Annotated in this window: 18 protein-coding genes; 2 read left to right on the top strand and 16 right to left on the bottom strand. The window is 63.9% G+C overall.

The window, feature by feature from the left end; genetic code table 11:
- Positions 1 to 33: 33 nt before the first annotated feature.
- Both ccmB and ccmA read right to left on the bottom strand, forming a co-directional pair.
- Positions 34 to 702, bottom strand: coding sequence for a heme exporter protein CcmB (gene ccmB / locus PF66_RS24920; RefSeq protein ID WP_054060532.1), 669 nt, complete (start codon positions 700 to 702; stop codon positions 34 to 36).
- The gene (gene ccmA, locus PF66_RS24915) at positions 699 to 1,370 is read right to left on the bottom strand and encodes a cytochrome c biogenesis heme-transporting ATPase CcmA (RefSeq protein ID WP_162491354.1); all 672 of its coding nucleotides are present in this window, start codon (positions 1,368 to 1,370) and stop codon (positions 699 to 701) included. The genes ccmB and ccmA overlap by 4 nt, the downstream gene beginning before the upstream one ends.
- Positions 1,371 to 1,531: 161 nt before the next feature.
- Here ccmA and PF66_RS24910 point away from each other — a divergent pair, with 161 nt between their 5' ends.
- The gene (locus PF66_RS24910) at positions 1,532 to 3,103 is read left to right on the top strand and encodes a flagellar hook-length control protein FliK (protein WP_054060531.1); all 1,572 of its coding nucleotides are present in this window, start codon (positions 1,532 to 1,534) and stop codon (positions 3,101 to 3,103) included.
- On the top strand, positions 3,100 to 3,429 hold the full coding sequence (locus PF66_RS24905) for an EscU/YscU/HrcU family type III secretion system export apparatus switch protein (RefSeq protein ID WP_054060530.1): 330 nt from the start codon (positions 3,100 to 3,102) through the stop codon (positions 3,427 to 3,429). The genes PF66_RS24910 and PF66_RS24905 overlap by 4 nt, the downstream gene beginning before the upstream one ends.
- Positions 3,430 to 3,505: 76 nt before the next feature.
- On the opposite strand, the gene PF66_RS24900 is transcribed toward PF66_RS24905, so the two are convergent.
- From PF66_RS24900 to flhA, 14 genes are all read right to left on the bottom strand, one after another.
- Positions 3,506 to 3,898 carry a DUF2802 domain-containing protein gene (locus tag PF66_RS24900; RefSeq protein ID WP_054060529.1) on the bottom strand — a complete coding sequence of 131 codons (393 nt, stop codon included), beginning with the start codon at positions 3,896 to 3,898 and terminating at the stop codon, positions 3,506 to 3,508.
- Positions 3,899 to 4,381 (bottom strand): chemotaxis protein CheW, encoded by a 483-nt coding sequence (locus PF66_RS24895; protein WP_010449884.1) that lies wholly within the window; start codon positions 4,379 to 4,381, stop codon positions 3,899 to 3,901.
- A gap of 79 nt (positions 4,382 to 4,460) precedes the next feature.
- Positions 4,461 to 5,333, bottom strand: a complete 873-nt coding sequence (locus PF66_RS24890) for a CheW domain-containing protein (RefSeq protein WP_054064090.1) — start codon at positions 5,331 to 5,333, stop codon at positions 4,461 to 4,463.
- Positions 5,334 to 5,402: 69 nt separating this feature from the next.
- Positions 5,403 to 6,191 carry a ParA family protein gene (locus PF66_RS24885; protein ID WP_054061402.1) on the bottom strand — a complete coding sequence of 263 codons (789 nt, stop codon included), beginning with the start codon at positions 6,189 to 6,191 and terminating at the stop codon, positions 5,403 to 5,405.
- Between the two features lie 52 nt (positions 6,192 to 6,243).
- A complete protein-coding gene (gene motD, locus PF66_RS24880; protein WP_054061401.1) occupies positions 6,244 to 7,131 on the bottom strand; it encodes a flagellar motor protein MotD in 888 nt (295 codons plus the stop codon).
- 10 nt (positions 7,132 to 7,141) lie between these two features.
- On the bottom strand, positions 7,142 to 7,882 hold the full coding sequence (locus PF66_RS24875; protein ID WP_054061400.1) for a flagellar motor protein: 741 nt from the start codon (positions 7,880 to 7,882) through the stop codon (positions 7,142 to 7,144).
- Positions 7,882 to 9,024, bottom strand: a complete 1,143-nt coding sequence (locus PF66_RS24870) for a protein-glutamate methylesterase/protein-glutamine glutaminase (RefSeq protein WP_054064089.1) — start codon at positions 9,022 to 9,024, stop codon at positions 7,882 to 7,884. Before PF66_RS24870 ends, PF66_RS24875 begins: the two co-directional genes overlap by 1 nt.
- A 52-nt stretch (positions 9,025 to 9,076) precedes the next feature.
- On the bottom strand, positions 9,077 to 11,392 hold the full coding sequence (locus tag PF66_RS24865) for a chemotaxis protein CheA (protein WP_054064088.1): 2,316 nt from the start codon (positions 11,390 to 11,392) through the stop codon (positions 9,077 to 9,079).
- Between the two features lie 14 nt (positions 11,393 to 11,406).
- On the bottom strand, positions 11,407 to 12,195 hold the full coding sequence (locus PF66_RS24860) for a protein phosphatase CheZ (RefSeq protein WP_054061318.1): 789 nt from the start codon (positions 12,193 to 12,195) through the stop codon (positions 11,407 to 11,409).
- A gap of 22 nt (positions 12,196 to 12,217) precedes the next feature.
- A complete protein-coding gene (locus tag PF66_RS24855; protein ID WP_003183998.1) occupies positions 12,218 to 12,589 on the bottom strand; it encodes a chemotaxis response regulator CheY in 372 nt (123 codons plus the stop codon).
- 191 nt (positions 12,590 to 12,780) lie between these two features.
- Positions 12,781 to 13,521, bottom strand: coding sequence for an RNA polymerase sigma factor FliA (gene fliA / locus PF66_RS24850; protein ID WP_054064087.1), 741 nt, complete (start codon positions 13,519 to 13,521; stop codon positions 12,781 to 12,783).
- On the bottom strand, positions 13,518 to 14,351 hold the full coding sequence (fleN, locus tag PF66_RS24845) for a flagellar synthesis regulator FleN (RefSeq protein ID WP_017902274.1): 834 nt from the start codon (positions 14,349 to 14,351) through the stop codon (positions 13,518 to 13,520). The genes fliA and fleN overlap by 4 nt, the downstream gene beginning before the upstream one ends.
- 121 nt (positions 14,352 to 14,472) lie before the next feature.
- Positions 14,473 to 15,801 carry a flagellar biosynthesis protein FlhF gene (gene flhF, locus PF66_RS24840; RefSeq protein ID WP_054061320.1) on the bottom strand — a complete coding sequence of 443 codons (1,329 nt, stop codon included), beginning with the start codon at positions 15,799 to 15,801 and terminating at the stop codon, positions 14,473 to 14,475.
- A gap of 11 nt (positions 15,802 to 15,812) precedes the next feature.
- The gene (flhA, locus tag PF66_RS24835) at positions 15,813 to 17,942 is read right to left on the bottom strand and encodes a flagellar biosynthesis protein FlhA (protein WP_054061321.1); all 2,130 of its coding nucleotides are present in this window, start codon (positions 17,940 to 17,942) and stop codon (positions 15,813 to 15,815) included.
- Positions 17,943 to 17,967 lie beyond the last annotated feature (25 nt).

The raw sequence follows: 17,967 nt of genomic DNA, 5'->3' as shown, positions 1-17,967 counted from the left end.
GGTCTTTGCTGGCCGGAAACCGGCCAGACCTCATTATTCGCCGACGCTGATCTTCAGGCCAGCCGCTATTGCAAAAGGTGCCAGGGTCACCGCCAGGGCGGCCAGGCTGCCGAGCCAGAGCAGATAACCCGTTGCCGGCATGCCCTGCAACGCGGCCTGCAGGGCCCCGCTGCCGAGAATCAGTACCGGGATATACAGCGGCAGGATCAGTAGCGCCAACAACAGGCCACCACGCTTGAGCCCCACCGTCAGCGCCGCGCCCACCGCACCGAGCAGGCTCAGCACCGGCGTGCCCAGCAGCAGCGATGACAGCAGCACCGGCAGGCAGGCCGTCGGCAAGCCGAGCATCAGCGCCAGCAAGGGTGACAGCAGCACCAGCGCCAGCCCGGAAAACACCCAGTGTGCCAGCACCTTGGCCAGCACCAGAAGGGCCAGGGGGTGCGACGAAAGGACCCACTGTTCCAGGGAACCATCCTCGAAATCACCGCGGAAAAGCCCGTCCAGCGAGAGCAGGACGGACAAAAGCGCCGCGACCCAGACCAGCCCCGGAGACAAGGTTTGCAACATATTCGTCTCGGGACCGACCGCCAGCGGAAACAGCGCGATCACGATGGCGAAGAACACCAGCGGGTTGGCCAGCTCGGCCGGACGGCGGAACAACAGCCGCGCCTCGCGGGCAAACAATAGACCGAAAACGCTCATACCGCCCACCGCCCGAGATCGAGGTCGCGGTAACCGGCCGGCACCCGCGTCAGGCTGTGGTGGGTGGTCAGCACGATCATGCCGCCCCGCTCGCAATGACCGGCCAGGTGCTCTTCCAGTTGCGCCACGCCCTGCTTGTCGAGGGCGGTGAAGGGTTCGTCGAGAATCCACAGCGGCGGGCTGTCCAGGTACAGCCGGGCCAGGGCCACGCGGCGCTGCTGGCCGGCGGACAGGGTATGACAGGGCACATCCTCGAAACCGCGCAGGCCGACAGCGGCCAGGGCCTGCCAGATCGCCTCGCGCTCGGCCGGCCGGTGCAGTGCACAAAGCCAGCGCAGGTTCTCCTCGGCACTCAGCAAGTCCTTGATCCCGGCGGCATGGCCGATCCACAGGAGCGTGCGCGCCAGTTCGCTGCGCTGGCTGTTCAGCGGCTGGCCATTGAGGCGGATCTCGCCGCTGGTGGGCTGCATCAAGCCGGCCAGCAGGCGTAGCAGGCTGGTCTTGCCGCTGCCGTTGGGGCCGCTGATCTGCAACATGTCGCCGGGACTCAGGCGCAGTTCGAGGTTCTCGAACAGCATCCGCCAATCACGCTCACAGGCAAGCGCTACGGCTTCTAGAAGAGGGCTGGTCAAATGATCGAAGCCTTTTGCGGTTCTCAAGTCGGCCATGACGCGGCCGTTAACGTAAGGCAGCATAAATGCTTTTGCAGCCCGTTCCAGAGAGCTGGGTCAATTTATGCGATAGTTTGAACATTGTTTCGGGAGACGGCGCGGCATTATACATGCATTGCCCTACTCCCAAGAGGGCTATCTCGACAGGTTGCGACCCGATGACAGGCGAATTCAATATCCCTGGGCTGGCCCAGTTGATTCCGGCCGGCAGCCGCCCGGCAGTGCTCGCCGGCGAATTGCTGAAGCTGACACTGCCACAGGAAGGACTGATCGCCCCCGGGCAAAGCGCCAGGGCCGATGTGCTGTCGCTCAAACAGACCGACCAGACCTTCCAGCTGCTGCTCAAGCTGACCACCGACAACGGCCGCCAGACCACCGTGCAGGCCAGCAGCAACCAGCCTCTGCCCCAGGGCGCCCAGTTGACCGTGACCCAGCCCTCGGCCGGCAACCTGGCGATCACCGTGCAACAGGCGCTCAGTGCCAGCGTCGCCGCCCTGACCCGCCTCGACACCACGCAACTGCCGGTCGGCACGCTGTTGCAGGGCAAGGTCCTGACCAGCCAGGCATTGCCGCAGGTACCGGGCCAGCCGCAGGTCTATCGTTCGCTGGTGGGCCTGCTCAACACCGCCCTCAGCGGCACCACGCTGACCCTCGACAGCCCGCAACCGCTGCGCATCGGCAGCCTGCTCAGCGCCCTGGTCGAAGGCTCGCAGAGCCTGACCTTCGTACCGCAGGGCGCACGCCTGGACCAATTGGCGGTGACCCAACAGTTGCTCGCCCAGCAAGGCCGCCAAGGCTCGCTGGAAGGCCTGCTCAACAGCCTGCAGAACCTGCCGGATAGCGCCGGGCTGCCGGCCGAACTGCGCAGCGCCATCGCCACCCTGCTCGGCGACCTGCCGGACATCAGCCAACTGAGCAATCCCAAGACCCTGGCCCAGCTCCTGCAGAACAGCGGGCTGTTCCTCGAAGCCAGGCTGCTGGCGGGCCAGAACCCGGCCATGGTGCCCGACCTCAAGGGCAACCTGCTGCGCCTGATCGCGCAGATCATGCCGCAGTTGCCGGACGGTGCCGCGAGCAACCCGGGCGCCAGCGCCGCGGTGCTCGCCCAGGCCCTGCCGGGCTTTGTCCGCAGCGCTCTGGGTGCGCTCGGCCAGGTCGGCGGCAAGCCACAGCCGATCAGCTTTCCGCTGCCCTCGCGGCTGCTGCAGAACCTGGCCGGCGAAGGCGACCTGGAGAACCTGTTGCGCCTCGCCGCGGCAGCCGTCTCACGCCTGCAGAGCCACCAGCTGTCGAGCCTGGAACAGACCGGCCGCACCCCTGATGGCAACCTGCAGACCACCTGGCAACTGGAAATTCCCATGCGCAACCTGCAGGACATCGTGCCCCTGCAGGTCAGGATCCAGCGCGAGGAACGGGAAGAACGGCCATCGTCCGAGAAGTCCGAGCCACGCGAACAGAAAGCCCAGTTGTGGCGCGTGGAGCTGGCCTTCGACCTCGACCCGCTGGGCCCGCTGCACGTCCAGGCGCAACTGCTGAGCGGCAGCCTGTCCGGCCATCTCTGGGCCGAACGCGAGCAAACCGCAAGCCTGATCGAAAGCCAGCTGGACGCCCTGCGCGAGCGCCTGCTCGCCTCCGGGCTCAACGTCGGCGAACTCGACTGCCACCGGGGCACGCCGCCGCAGGGCAATCAAACCCGACTGGAACAACGCTGGGTCGACGAAACCGCATGAGAAACCCCAACCCCCCACGCCAGGCCATCGCCCTCAAGTACGACGGCCAGCAGGCCCCGACCCTGACAGCCAAGGGCGACGAGGCACTGGCCGAAGCCATCCTCAAGCTGGCCCGCGACTACGAAGTGCCGATCTACGAGAACGCCGAGCTGGTGAAACTGCTGGCACGCCTGGAACTGGGCGACAGCATTCCCGAGGAGCTGTACCGAACCATCGCGGTGATCATCGCTTTCGCCTGGAATCTGAAGGGCAAGGTACCCCAGGGTTTCGAGCCGCTGCCGCAGCCGTTGGAAAAGGACGTGACCGAGCGGGGCGACGATTACTGAATGTGAAGGCAGGCCGGGAGGCCTGCCTGAACCCTGCCCTATCCGCCAGCCGACCACGGACGGAGCTGCGTCCGGCTCAACTGCGATGCAGCTTGCTCATCAGCTCGGCTTCGGCCTGGGTCAGCCCACAGGCCTGGGTCAGTTCATCGACGCTGGCCCCCATGCCGACCAGCCGGGCGGCCTGGGCGAAGGACAGGGTCGAGGGATCGCGCTGTTCCAGTTGGGCCAGCTTGTCCGGCAGGGGCGCGACCACCGCACGCAACTCGTGCAGATCCTCGCCCATGCGCACCGTGCCGTTCTGAAAGTTGTCGACCCGACGGGCCAGTTCCTTGATGCGCTGGTCTCGCAACGCATCACCCTCGGCCTGCTGTGCGGCAATCTTCTGCTGATTGCGCACGTGGATCAGGAACATCACCACTGTCCCGATCCACAACAGGACCAGGAGGATGACTACGACCTCAAGAATCAATCAGATGCTCTCCAGCTCGGACCATTCTTCTTCAGTCATCATCTTGTCCAGCTCGACCAGGATCAGCAGTTCGCCGTTCTTGTTGCAGACGCCCTGGATGAACTTGGCCGACTCTTCGTTGCCGACGTTCGGTGCGGTCTCGACTTCCGACTGACGCAGGTAGACCACTTCCGCCACGCTGTCGACCATGATCCCGACCACCTGCTTATCAGCCTCGATGATGACGATACGGGTGTTGTCGTTGACCTCGGTCGGCATCAGGCCGAAACGCTGGCGGGTGTCGATCACGGTGACGACGTTGCCGCGCAGGTTGATGATCCCCAGCACGTAGCTTGGCGCACCCGGTACCGGGGCGATTTCGGTATAGCGCAGGACTTCCTGGACCCGCATCACGTTGATGCCGTAGGACTCATTGTCCAGCTTGAACGTCACCCACTGCAGGATTGGATCATCGGAACCCTGTGAAGACGCTGACTTATTCATACCCCTGCCCCTCGATTACCGTTGATACGGTGTGTGTGCTGTCTGACGCCCTGGCGCACTGGTCGCCCTGGGCTGTTGTTTATGTCGGCTTGTTCAACTGCATTTGCTTGACGGCACCGCTGGCGATCAACTCGGCCAGCTCGGAGACGTCGAGCAACGCACACATGTGTTCGATGACCGTGCCAGCCAGCCACGGCCGCTGCCCACGCTGGGTGCGCCATTTGATCTCGTTGGGGTCCAGGCGCAGCGAACGGCTGACCTGATGCACCGCCAGCCCCCACTCATAGCCCTGAACCGAAATAACGTATTGCAGCCCCTGGCGGAAGTCGTCGCGATAGCGATCGGGCATCACCCAGCGGGCGGTATCCAGCACCTTCAGGTTACCGGCCTGGCTCGGCAGTATGCCGAGGAACCATTCCGGTTGCCCGAACAGTGGCGTCAGCTCCTGGCCGGCCAGGGAATAGATCGACCCGAGGCAGACCAGCGGCACCGCCAGGGTCAGCCCGGCGACGTCGAACAACAGGCATTCGAACGGCTCCGCCGCCCAATACGGACGCGAATCGCCCGCCACCGGCGGCGGTGGCGTGTGCTCGGCGGGAGGCAGATGCACCTCGACCACCGGCTCCACCAGCACCGGCGCGACCGGCTCGGCCACCGGCACCTCGGCCCGGGCCACTGGCACGTCGACCTTGGCCAGCGGCGCTGACGCCACCGCCAGCGCCTGGGCGGCCAGGGCATCGCGGGCCTGTTCCTCCAGCACCGCGGCCTGGAATTCATCCAGCTCGCTGACCGGCTCGGGTTCGACCGGCAGCGGGATCTCGACTGCCGGCTCGACCGCCAGCTCCACCGGCAGTTCTTCGGTCGCCTCCTGGAGCAAGGCGTCCAGATAGGACTGCAGCGCCAGTTGCGGACGGGTAGTGATATCGACGGGACGGATCATCTGAATGCCCATGAAAATGTCCCGCTACAGTGTCCTGTAGGAGTTATCGGCTGAAACGGCAGGTGACTTGAGCGCAACACGTCAGGCCACCTGCGGTACGAGCTGCTGGGCCAGCAGATGCTTGAGCAAGGCACGGTAGGCCAGCACGCCCCGGCTCTTGCCGTCGAACTGCGAGGGCGTGACCCCTGCCCGGCTGGCATCGCGCAGGCGTGTGTCGACCGGTATGTAGCCTTGCCAGATCGCCTCGGGAAACTTGTCGCGCAGTACCCGCAAGGTGCCCATGGAGGCCTGGGTACGCCGGTCGAACAGGGTCGGCACGATGGTGAACGGCAAGGCCTGGCGGCGCGATCGGTTGATCATCGCCAGGGTGTTGACCATGCGCTCCAGGCCTTTCACCGCCAGGTGTTCGGTCTGGACCGGCACCACCAGCTGCTGGCTGGCCGCCAATGCATTGACCATCAGCACGCCCAGCAGCGGCGGGCTGTCGATCACCGCGTAGTCGAAGTCCTGCCACAGCTGCGCCAGACTCTTGGCGATCACCAGGCCAAGGCCGCTCTGACCCGGCGACAGGCGCTCGAGGGTCGCCAGCGCGGTGCTGGACGGCAGCAGGGAAATCCGTTCGTCACTGGTGGACAGCAGCAACTGGCCCGGCAGGCCCTCGGGCACCTGGCCCTTGTGCTGGAACAGGTCGAAGTTGCTGTGCTCCAGAGTGTCCGGATCGTAGCCGAAGTAGCTGGTCATCGACCCGTGCGGGTCGAGGTCGACGACGACCACACGCTTGCCCGCCTCGGCCAGCAGCCCGGCCAGAGCGATGGAGGAAGTGGTCTTACCGACGCCACCTTTTTGATTGGCTACTGCCCAGACTCTCATTCAGTGTGTTCCTCCCGGCCAAACCCCAGGCCCGCCGAGAAATAGCGCCAAGTTATAGAGCAGGTGCCGGAGAATTGACGGAGCTCTCGCGTACCGCTTGCTTTACCGCTGGCGGTGCAGTTTGTGTGCCAGCCCGCTTCAATGCCGCATCGGGTGTTGCATTGGCGGTGCCGGTACCGGTCAGGCTGCGTCGCACGTCGAGGTTGCGCGACACCACCAGTACCACCCGGCGATTGCGCGCGCGCCCTTCGGCCGTGGCGTTGTTGGCCACCGGCTGGAACTCGCCATAACCCACCGACGCCATGCGCTGCGGGTTGACCCCCTCCATCGCCATCATCCGCACGATGCTCGACGAACGCGCCGAGGACAGTTCCCAGTTGGTCGGATACTGCGCCGTGCGGATCGGCTGATCATCGGTGAAGCCCTCGACATGGATCGGGTTGTCGAACGGCTTCAGGATTTTCGCCACCTTGGCGATGATGTCGAACGCCTTGTCGCTGGGCAAGGCATCGCCGCTGCCGAACAACAGACCGGAATTGAGTTCGATCTCCACCCACAGTTCGTTGCCGCGCACAGTCATCTGGTTGGAGCTGATCAGGTCGCCGAACGCCGCGCTGATATCGTCGGCGATGCTCTTGAGCGGGTCCGCCGCGCCCTGCCCCAGGGCCGCGTCGGTCTGCTCGGCATCCTTGATCAGCGGATCGGCCGGCTTGACGGTGACCGGGCGCTCGTTGCCGATGGGGATCGGCTTGATGCTGCGGTCGGCATCGGTGAACACGCCGACCAGCGCCTGGGAAATGATCTTGTACTTGCCTTCGTTGATCGACGAGATCGAATACATGACCACGAAGAACGCGAACAGCAGGGTGATGAAGTCGGCATAGGAGACCAGCCAACGCTCGTGGTTCACATGCTCTTCGTGGTGGCGACGCCTGGCCATGACTACTCCATCAATCCATGAAGCCCTGGAGCTTCAATTCGATGGAGCGCGGGTTCTCGCCTTCGGCAATCGACAGGATGCCTTCGAGCAGCATCTCGCGATAGCGCGACTGGCGTACCGCGATCGACTTCAGCTTGCTGGCGATCGGCAGCAGCACCAGGTTGGCACTGGCCACGCCGTAGATGGTGGCGACGAAGGCCACGGCGATGCCGTTGCCCAACTGCGACGGATCGCTGAGGTTGCCCATGACGTGGATCAGGCCCATCACCGCACCGATGATGCCGATGGTCGGGGCGTAGCCGCCCATGCTTTCGAAGACCTTGGCGGCTTCGATGTCACGGCTTTCCTGGGTGAAAAAATCCACCTCGAGAATGCTGCGGATGGCTTCCGGCTCGGCGCCGTCGACCAGCAGTTGCAGGCCCTTGCGCGAGTAGCTGTCGGGTTCGGTATCGGCCACGCCTTCCAGGCCCAGCAGGCCTTCCTTGCGCGCGGTGAGGCTCCAGTTGACCACCCGGTCGATACCGCCGGCCAGGTCGACCCGGGGCGGGAAAAAGATCCAGCCGAGAATCTGGATGGCACGCTTGAAGGCGCTCATCGGCGACTGCAGCAACGCCGCGCCGATGGTCCCGCCGAGCACGATCAGCGCCGCCGGGCCGTTGGCCAGGGCGCCGATATGACCGCCTTCGAGGAAGTTGCCGCCGATAATGGCGACAAAGGCCATGATGATACCGATGAGGCTCAACACATCCATCAGAGACAGGCCTCGACCAGGTGCTTGCCGATATCGTCCAGGCTGTAGACGGCGTCGGCCAGGTCGGCCTTGACGATCGCCATTGGCATGCCATAGATCACGCAGCTCGCTTCATCCTGGGCCCAGACCGCACTGCCGCCCTGCTTGAGCAGGCGCGCGCCTTCACGACCGTCGGCACCCATGCCGGTCAGCACCACCGCCAGAACCTTGTCGCCGTAGGACTTGGCCGCGGAACCGAAGGTGATGTCCACGCAAGGCTTGTAGTTGAGACGCTCGTCGCCCGGCAGGATTTTCACCGCGCCGCGGGCGTCGACCATCATCTGCTTGCCACCTGGCGCCAGCAGGGCCAGGCCCGGACGCAGGATGTCACCATCCTCGGCTTCCTTGACGCTGATCCGGCAGAGCTTGTCCAGGCGCTCGGCAAAGGCCTTGGTGAAGGCGGCCGGCATATGCTGGATCAGCACGATCGGCGCCGGGAAGTTCGCCGGCAATTGCGTCAGCACGCGCTGCAGGGCCACCGGCCCACCCGTCGAGGTACCGATCGCCACCAGCTTGTAGGCCTTGCGCTTGGGCGTGCCGGAAGTGCTGGCGGTGGCGGCCGGTGGCGCGCTGCGGCTGGGCGGCGGCGCATTGCGTACCGGCGCGGGAGCCGGGGCATGGCTGCTGGAGAAACTGCTGGTGGCGGACGGTGCCGGAGCGGCAGCGGGCTGCGGCGCCGGGGCACTGTAGCTGCTGAAACGACGGTTGCTGCGCGAGATGCTGTGAACCTTCTCGCACAGCAGTTGCTTGACCTTCTCGGGGTTGCGCGAGATGTCTTCGAAGTTCTTCGGCAGGAAGTCCACGGCACCGGCATCCAGCGCGTCGAGCGTGACGCGGGCGCCTTCGTGGGTCAGGGAGGAAAACATCAACACCGGAGTCGGGCAGCGCTGCATGATGTGCCGCACTGCCGTGATGCCATCCATCATCGGCATCTCATAGTCCATGGTGATCACATCCGGCTTGAGCGCCAGCGCCTGATCAATCGCTTCTTTACCGTTGGTCGCCGTACCGACGACCTGGATGCTCGTATCCGCCGAAAGGATTTCCGAGACGCGGCGGCGGAAAAAACCCGAGTCATCCACCACCAGGACCTTGACTACCATAAACACTCCGTTAGACACGGCGCAGGACTCATGTCCTGTCGCCGTACCAGAATCAAATACGCCGCGCGGCGTAACGCTTGAGCATGCTCGGCACATCGAGAATCAGCGCGATGCGACCGTCACCGGTGATGGTGGCGCCCGACATGCCCGGGGTTCCCTGCAGCATTTTGCCCAGAGGCTTGATTACCACTTCCTCCTGGCCAACCAATTGATCGACGACAAAGCCGATGCGTTGGGTGCCGACGGAAAGGATCACCACATGGCCCTCGCGCTGCTCTTCATGAACAGCGGAACTGACCAGCCAGCGCTTGAGATAGAACAGCGGCAAGGCCTTGTCGCGCACGATCACCACTTCCTGGCCGTCGACCACGTTGGTGCGCGACAGGTCGAGGTGGAAGATCTCGTTGACGTTGACCAGCGGGAACGCGAAGGCCTGGTTGCCGAGCATGACCATCAGGGTCGGCATGATCGCCAGGGTCAGCGGCACCTTGATGACGATCTTCGAGCCCTTGCCCTTGGTCGAGTAGATATTGATGGTGCCGTTGAGCTGGGCGATCTTGGTCTTCACCACGTCCATGCCGACGCCGCGGCCGGACACGTCGGAGATCTCGGTCTTGGTCGAGAAACCCGGGGCGAAGATCAGGTTGAAGCAGTCGGTCTCGCTCAGGCGATCCGCCGCATCCTTGTCCATCAGGCCCTTCTTCACGGCGATGCTGCGCAGCACGTCGGCATCCATGCCCTTGCCGTCATCGGAGATCGACAGCAGGATGTGGTCGCCTTCCTGTTCGGCCGAAAGCACCACCCGGCCACTGCGCGGCTTGCCCATCGCTTCGCGGTCGGCCGGCTCTTCGATACCGTGGTCGACCGAGTTGCGCACCAGGTGGACCAGCGGGTCGGCCAGTGCCTCGACGAGGTTCTTGTCGAGGTCGGTTTCCTCACCCACCAGCTCCAGGTTGATCTCTTTCTTCAACTGCCGGGCCAGGTCACGGACCAGGCGCGGGAAGCGGCCGAAGACTTTCTTGATCGGCTGCATGCGGGTCTTCATCACCGCGGTCTGCAGGTCGGCGGTCACCACATCGAGGTTGGACACCGCCTTGGACATGGCCTCGTCGCCGCTGTTGAGCCCCAGGCGCACCAGGCGGTTACGCACCAGCACCAGCTCGCCGACCATGTTCATGATCTCGTCCAGGCGCGCGGTGTCGACCCGCACCGTGGTTTCCGCTTCACTGGCAGCCGGCTTGTCGCCTGCGCCCGCGGCGGCTGGTGCCGGGGCACGGGCCGGAGCCGGGGCCGCCGCGGCGGCAGCCGGGGCGGGTGCCGCTTTCGCCGCTGGCGCCGGTGAGGCCGCAGCCGCTGCCGCCGGAGCCTTGGCGGCCGGGGCGGAAGTGGCCGAGGCGGCGGCCGGTGCAGAGACGGCGGCCGGCTTGGCGACGGCCGGCGCGGCGGCACTGGCCGCCACATCGGTGAACTTGCCCTTGCCGTGCAGTTCGTCGAGCAGGGACTCGAACTCCTGATCGGTGATCAGGTCGCTGCCGGAGGCACCGGTCACTTCCGCGGCCTGGGCCGCCGCCGCAGCGGTGTCGATCCCCTCGACCTTGAACGTGCCCTTGCCATGCAACTGATCGAGCAGGGCTTCGAATTCGTCGTCGGTAATGTCGCCGCTGTCAGGCTGCTCACCGGCCGCCTCGGCGGTCGGTGCCTGGGCCGAAGCCGCCACGGCGTCGGGCGCGAACTGGCCCTTGCCATGCAACTGGTCGAGCAGGGACTCGAACTCGGCATCGGTGATTTCATCGCTCTCGGCCTCGCCTTCGCTGGCGGCTTGTGGCGCATCGGCCTTGCCACCGTCGAGGGAGTCGAGCAACTGTTCGAATTCATTGTCGGTGATGTCGCCGGACGGGCTTTCGGCGACCGGTTCGGCCACCGGTTCCGGCTCGGCTGCCGCGACCTCGGCCACGGGCTCCGGCGCCGGTTCGGCACCGGCGGGTTCCGCCAGGCGCGACAGGGCCGCCAGCAGCTCCGGGGTCGCTGGAGTGATCGGGCTGCGCTCGCGCACCTGGCCGAACATGCCGTTGACCGCATCGAGCGCTTCCAGGACCACGTCCATCAGCTCGGCGTCGACGCGACGCTCACCCTTGCGCAGGATGTCGAACACGTTCTCGGCGATGTGACAGCACTCCACCAGCTCGTTGAGCTGGAGGAAGCCGGCGCCCCCTTTTACAGTGTGAAAACCGCGAAAGATGGCATTGAGCAGGTCAGCATCGTCCGGCCGGCTTTCCAGCTCGACCAGTTGTTCGGACAGTTGCTCAAGAATCTCGCCGGCCTCAACCAGGAAATCCTGAAGGATCTCTTCATCGGCGCCGAAGCTCATGTGTATGGGTGCTCCTAGAATCCAAGGCTGGAAAGCAAATCGTCGACATCGTCCTGGCCGGACACAACGTCTTCACGTTTATCGGCATGAATCTGCGGACCTTCACCCTTTGCCATTTGTTTTTGTGGATCTTTTTGCGCAAGGATCGCTTCACGGTCATGTTCGATGCCGGCAAAGCGATCCACATGGCTGGCCATCAGCACCAGCTTGAGCAGGTTGCTCTCGACCTCGGTGACCATCTGCGTGACGCGCTTGATCACCTGGCCGGTCAGATCCTGATAATCCTGGGCCAGCAGGATGTCGTTGAGCTCGCTCGAAACCGCCTGGGTTTCCTGCTCGCTGCGCGTCAGAAAACTGTCGACCCGGCGGGCCAACGCACGGAATTCCTCGGCACCGACCTCGCGCCGCATGAACCGCCCCCAGTCGGCGCTCAGCGCCTTGGCCTCGTCATTCAGGCCATTGATCCGCGGGGTCGCGCTCTCCACCAGATCCATGGTGCGGTTGGCCGCAGCCTCGGTCAGCCTGACCACATAGGACAGGCGCTCGGTGGCATCGGTGATCTGCGAGACTTCCTCGGCTTGCGGCATGGTGGGATCGATCTGGAAATTGACGATCGCACTGTGCAGCTCGCGGGTCAGCTTGCCGACTTCCAGATACAAGCCGCGGTCACGGGCCTGGTTCAGCTCATGGATCATTTGCACGGCGTCGCCGAAGCGGCCTTTTTCAAGGCTTTCGACCAGCTCACGAGCATGTTTTTTCAGGGTCGATTCAAAATCGCCCAGAGAGGATTCGTAGTGCTCCATAGCGCCCCCGTGGCGGACTTCATCAACCGATGCGTTCGAAGATCTTCTCGATCTTCTCTTTCAACGCCTGGGCCGTGAATGGTTTGACCACATAGCCGTTCACACCGGCCTGTGCGGCCTCGATGATCTGCTCGCGCTTGGCCTCGGCCGTTACCATCAGGACCGGCAGGTGCTTGAGCTTCTCGTCGGCACGCACGTGGCGCAGCAGATCGATGCCGGTCATGCCGGGCATGTTCCAGTCGGTGACCAGAAAGTCGATGCTGCCACTGTTCAGCACCGGAATGGCGGTAGTACCGTCATCGGCCTCGACAGTGTTGGTGAACCCGAGATCACGCAACAGGTTCTTGATGATCCGCCGCATCGTTGAAAAGTCATCAACAATGAGGATTTTCATGTTCTTGTTCAATTCGACCTCCAAGCAGTCTTAAACGCGTTTCAGCACCTGGACGCGCTGTTAAATCAATTCGGCACAACACTCGACAAGGCTCTGTACCCTACTGCATGGAAACCACAACCGGCCGAGCCGCCGATACACCGTCACACGCTGCATCGGTCTCGTTCGCAGTGTCCCCACACACTGCCCCGTCAACGCGCTCGCCACTCTCCCAAACGCCCCCGCAAACGGGCTGCGCACTGGCTATGCAACTGGCTGACCCGTGATTCGCTGACCCCCAGGACCTCACCGATTTCCTTGAGGTTCAGCTCCTCGTCGTAGTACAGCGACAACACCAGCCGCTCACGCTCCGGCAAATTGGCGATCGCGTCCGCCAGTGCGGCCTGGAAGCGTTCATCCTCCAGATCGCGCGACGGTTCGAGATGAGCACTCGCGCCATCCTCATGCAACCCTTCATGTTCGCCGTCCTGCAACAGGTCGTCGAAACTGAACAGGCGGCTGCCCAAGGTATCATTCAAAATCCCGTAATAATCATCGAGACTCAACTGGAGTTCGGCTGCAACTTCATGATCTTTAGCGTCGCGACCGGTTTTCGCTTCAATTGCGCGGATTGCGTCACTGACCATGCGGGTGTTGCGGTGTACCGAACGGGGTGCCCAGTCGCCCTTGCGCACCTCGTCGAGCATCGCGCCACGAATGCGGATACCGGCATAGGTCTCGAAACTCGCGCCCTTGCCCGAGTCGTACTTGGTCGAAACCTCGAGCAGGCCGATCATCCCGGCCTGGATCAGGTCCTCGACCTGAACACTGGCCGGCAGCCGTGCCAGCAGGTGATAGGCGATGCGCTTGACCAGCGGCGCGTATCGCTCGATCAATTCATACTGGCTGTCACGCGAAGACTTGGAATACATGCGATAGCCACTTGCAGTCATAGCACCGGTCCCGCACTCGTTTGAAGTACCAGACGTTCGACGAAGAACTCCAGGTGCCCCCGCGGGTTGGCGGGCAACGGCCAGGTGTCGACCTTCTGCGCGATGGCCTTGAACGCCAGGGCACATTTCGAACGTGGGAAGGCTTCGTAGACCGCACGCTGCTTCTGCACGGCCTTGCGAACGCATTCGTCGTAGGGAACGGCGCCGACGTATTGTAGGGCCACGTCAAGGAAGCGGTCCGTGACCTTGGTCAACTTGGCGAACAGGTTGCGCCCTTCCTGCGGGCTCTGGGCCATGTTGGCCAGCACCCGGAAACGATTCATGCCGTAGTCGCGGTTGAGCAGCTTGATCAGCGCGTAGGCGTCGGTGATCGAGGTCGGCTCGTCGCAGACCACCAGGAGCACTTCCTGGGCCGCGCGGACAAAACTGACCACCGAGTCACCAATACCCGCAGCGGTGTCGATCACCAGCACGTCGAGATTGTCGCCGATATCGCTGAACGCCTGGATCAGGCCGGCATGCTGGGCCGGATTGAGATTGACCATGCTCTGGGTGCCGGAGGCCGCCGGCACGATACGGATCCCGCCAGGCCCCTGCAGCAGCACATCGCGCAACTCGCAGCGGCCCTCGATCACATCGGCCAGGGTCCGTTTCGGGGTCAGCCCCAGCAGAACGTCGACATTCGCCAGGCCCAGGTCGGCATCCAGCAGCATGACACGCCGGCCAAGCTCAGCCAGCGCCAGGGACAAGTTCACTGACACGTTAGTCTTCCCGACGCCACCCTTGCCGCCGGTCACCGCAATCACCTGTACGGGATGCATGCTACCCATGTTCTCTTCTTACCTTGTCTTGCGTAGACGGAAGGCCACATAACTGGCTGCGCGCTCCCGAGGGAGACTAATGCCTGGCAGACCATCGATGTAGATGCGTTGCAACGTCTTCATGGTTACCTCACCCCACTCGTTTGGAGGGGCTGTGGTAGATGTCAGCGAACATATCGGCCATGGCCTCTTCGCTGGGTTCTTCCTGCATCTGCACACTCACCGCCCGGCTCACCAGCTGGTGACGGCGTGGCAGATGCAGATCGTCCGGGATCCGCGGGCCATCGGTCAGATAGGCCACCGGCAGTTCATGGCTGATGGCCAGGCTCAGCACTTCGCCGAGGCTTGCCGTCTCGTCCAGTTTGGTCAGGATGCAACCGGCCAGGCCACAGCGCTTGTAGCTATGGTAGGCGGCGGTGAGCACCTGCTTCTGGCTGGTGGTGGCCAGGACCAGATAGTTCTTCGCCTTGATCCCGCGACCGGCCAGGCTTTCCAGCTGCATGCGCAAGGCCGGGTCGCTGGCCTGCAGGCCGGCGGTGTCGATCAGCACCACGCGCTTGCGCAGCAGCGGATCGAGGGCCTGTGCCAGGGACTGGCCGGGGTCGACATGGGTCACGGAGACATTGAGAATCCGCCCCAGCGTCTTGAGCTGCTCCTGGGCGCCAATGCGGAAGCTGTCCATGCTTACCAGCGCGATATTCTGTGCGCCGTACTTGAGTACGTAGCGTGCGGCCAGCTTGGCCAGGGTCGTGGTCTTGCCCATGCCGGCCGGGCCGACCATGGCGATCACCCCGCCCTCTTCCAGCGGTTCGATCTCGGGCGTGACGATCATGCGTGCCAGGTGCGCCAGCAGCATGCGCCAGGCCTGGCGTGGGTCCTGGATGTCGGTGATCAGTGCCAGCAGGTCGCGCGACAGCGGCCCGGACAAGCCGATGCGCTGCAGGCGTCGCCACAGGTTGGCCTGCTCCGGCTGACGCCCCTGCAACTGGTTCCAGGCCAGCGAGCCGAGCTGGACTTCCAGCAGTTCACGCAGGCCGTTGAGCTCCGAGCGCATCGACTCGAAAACCCGCTGGTCCACCGCCGGGGCCGCTGCAGCCGGGGCCGGAGCCGGACGGCGTGGCTCGTCGAAGGTCGGTTCGATCAGCGGTTCCGCCGCGGTCAGCGGCAGGCCGGCGAACAGTTGGCGGTTGGTGCCTGCATCGCTTTCACCTTCGCTGCGCAGGCTCAGTTCGGCCTGGGCGGTGACGATCCGCGACTGGGTCTTGCGCAACTCGTCCTCGAGTTCCATGTTCGGAACCCGTGGGGCCAGGGCCGAGAGCTTGTAGTCGAGCGCAGCCGTCAGCTCGACACCGCCGGCGATCCGGCGGTTGCCGATGATGGCCGCGTCCGAGCCCAATTCGTCACGAACCAGCTTCATGGCCTGACGCATATCGGCGGCGAAAAAACGCTTAACTTGCATAACCCACTACCTCAGCCGTTGGGCCCTACTGTCGCAACGATGGTGACTTGCTTGTTGTCCGGAATTTCCTGGTAAGCCAGCACATGCAGGCTGGGTACCGCCAGGCGTCCGAACCGCGAAAGCATCGCGCGAACCGGACCGGCTACCAGCAGGATCACCGGCTGCCCCTGCATCTCTTGACGCTGGGCGGCCTCAATCAGTGAACGCTGAAGCTTTTCAGCCATGCTCGGTTCGAGCAGAACGCCCTCTTCCGAGCCTTGTCCGGCCTTCTGCAGACTATTGAGCAATATTTGTTCCAACCTGGGTTCCAAGGTGATCACAGGCAGCTCGGAGTCAAGCCCTACAATGCTTTGGACGATTGCGCGGGATAAACCGACACGCACGGCGGCAACCAAAGCGGCAGTATCTTGACTCTTGGAGGCATTGTTGGCGATCGCTTCGGCAATGGTGCGGATATCGCGCACCGGCACGTGTTCGGCGAGCAACGCCTGCAGCACCTTGAGCAGGTGCGACAGGGAAATGATCCCCGGCACCAGTTCCTCGGCCAGTTTCGGCGAGTTCTTGGCCAGCAGTTGCATGAGTTGCTGGACTTCCTCGTGACCGATCAGCTCGCTGGAGTGCTTGTACAGAATCTGGTTGAGGTGGGTCGCGACCACGGTACTGGCATCGACCACGGTGTAGCCCAGCGACTGTGCCTGGGCGCGCTGGCTGATCTCGATCCAGACCGCATCCAGCCCGAAGGCCGGGTCCTTGGCGGTAATCCCGTTGAGCGTGCCATAGACCTGCCCCGGGTTGATCGCCAGTTCGCGCTCGGGATAGATCTCGGCCTCGGCCAGGATCACCCCCATCAGGGTCAGGCGGTAGGCGCTGGGCGCCAGGTCGAGGTTGTCACGAATATGCACGGTGGGCATCAGAAAGCCCAGGTCCTGGGACAGCTTCTTGCGCACGCCCTTGATCCGCGCCAGCAACTGCCCGCCCTGGTTGCGATCCACCAGCGGAATCAGGCGGTAGCCCACTTCCAGGCCGATCATGTCGATCGGGGTCACGTCGTCCCAGCCCAGTTCCTTGGTTTCCATGGCGCGGGCCGGCGACGGCAGCAGTTCCTGCTGGCGCTGGACTTCGGCCAGGGCCTGGGCCTTGGCAACATTCTGTTTTTTCCAGACCAGGTACGCCGCACCACCGGCCAGCAGCGCCAGGCTGAGGAAGGAGATGTGCGGCATGCCCGGCACCAGCCCCATGACCGCCATCAGGCCGGCCGCCACGGCCAGGGCCTTGGGCGAAGCGAACATCTGCCGGTTGATCTGCTTGCCCATGTCTTCCGAGCCGGAGGCACGGGTCACCATGATGGCCGCGGCTGTGGATAACAACAGTGATGGCAATTGCGCCACTAAACCGTCACCGATGGTCAGCAGGGCGTAGACCTTGCCGGCGTCGGCGAATGTCATGTTGTGCTGGAAGATGCCGACCGCCATGCCGCCGATCAGGTTGATGAACAGGATCAGCAGGCCGGCGATGGCGTCACCGCGGACGAATTTGCTGGCACCGTCCATCGAACCGTAGAACTCGGCCTCCTGGGCCACTTCCGCACGGCGCGCCTTGGCCTGGGCCTGGTCGATCAGGCCGGCGTTGAGGTCGGCATCGATCGCCATCTGCTTGCCGGGCATCGCATCGAGGGTGAAACGCGCGCTCACCTCGGAAATCCGCCCGGCACCCTTGGTGACCACGACGAAGTTGATGATCATCAGGATCGCGAAGACCACGATACCGACCACGTAGTTACCGCCGATCACCACCTCACCGAAAGCCTGGATCACCTTGCCCGCGGCGGCATGGCCTTCCTGGCCATGGAGCATGACCACCCGGGTCGATGCCACGTTCAGCGCCAGGCGCAACAGCGTGGCGACCAGCAGGATGGTCGGGAACACCGCGAAATCCAGCGGCCGCAGCGCATACACGCAGACCAGCAGGACGACGATCGACAGGGCGATGTTGAAGGTGAAGAACACGTCCAGCAGGAAGGCCGGCACCGGCAACATCATCATCGCCAGCATGACCAACAGCAGCAGCGGCACACCCAGGTTGCCCCGACCGAGGCCGGCCAGGTTGCTGCGTGCAGTGTTGATGAGTTGAGTGCGATCCACCGGTATTCCTCGTCACCTTGAAGCA

It is taken from the genome of Pseudomonas asplenii, from assembly GCF_001293465.1.
Classification (GTDB): domain Bacteria; phylum Pseudomonadota; class Gammaproteobacteria; order Pseudomonadales; family Pseudomonadaceae; genus Aquipseudomonas; species Aquipseudomonas fuscovaginae_B.
This window is presented reverse-complemented; position numbering and strand designations above follow the sequence as displayed.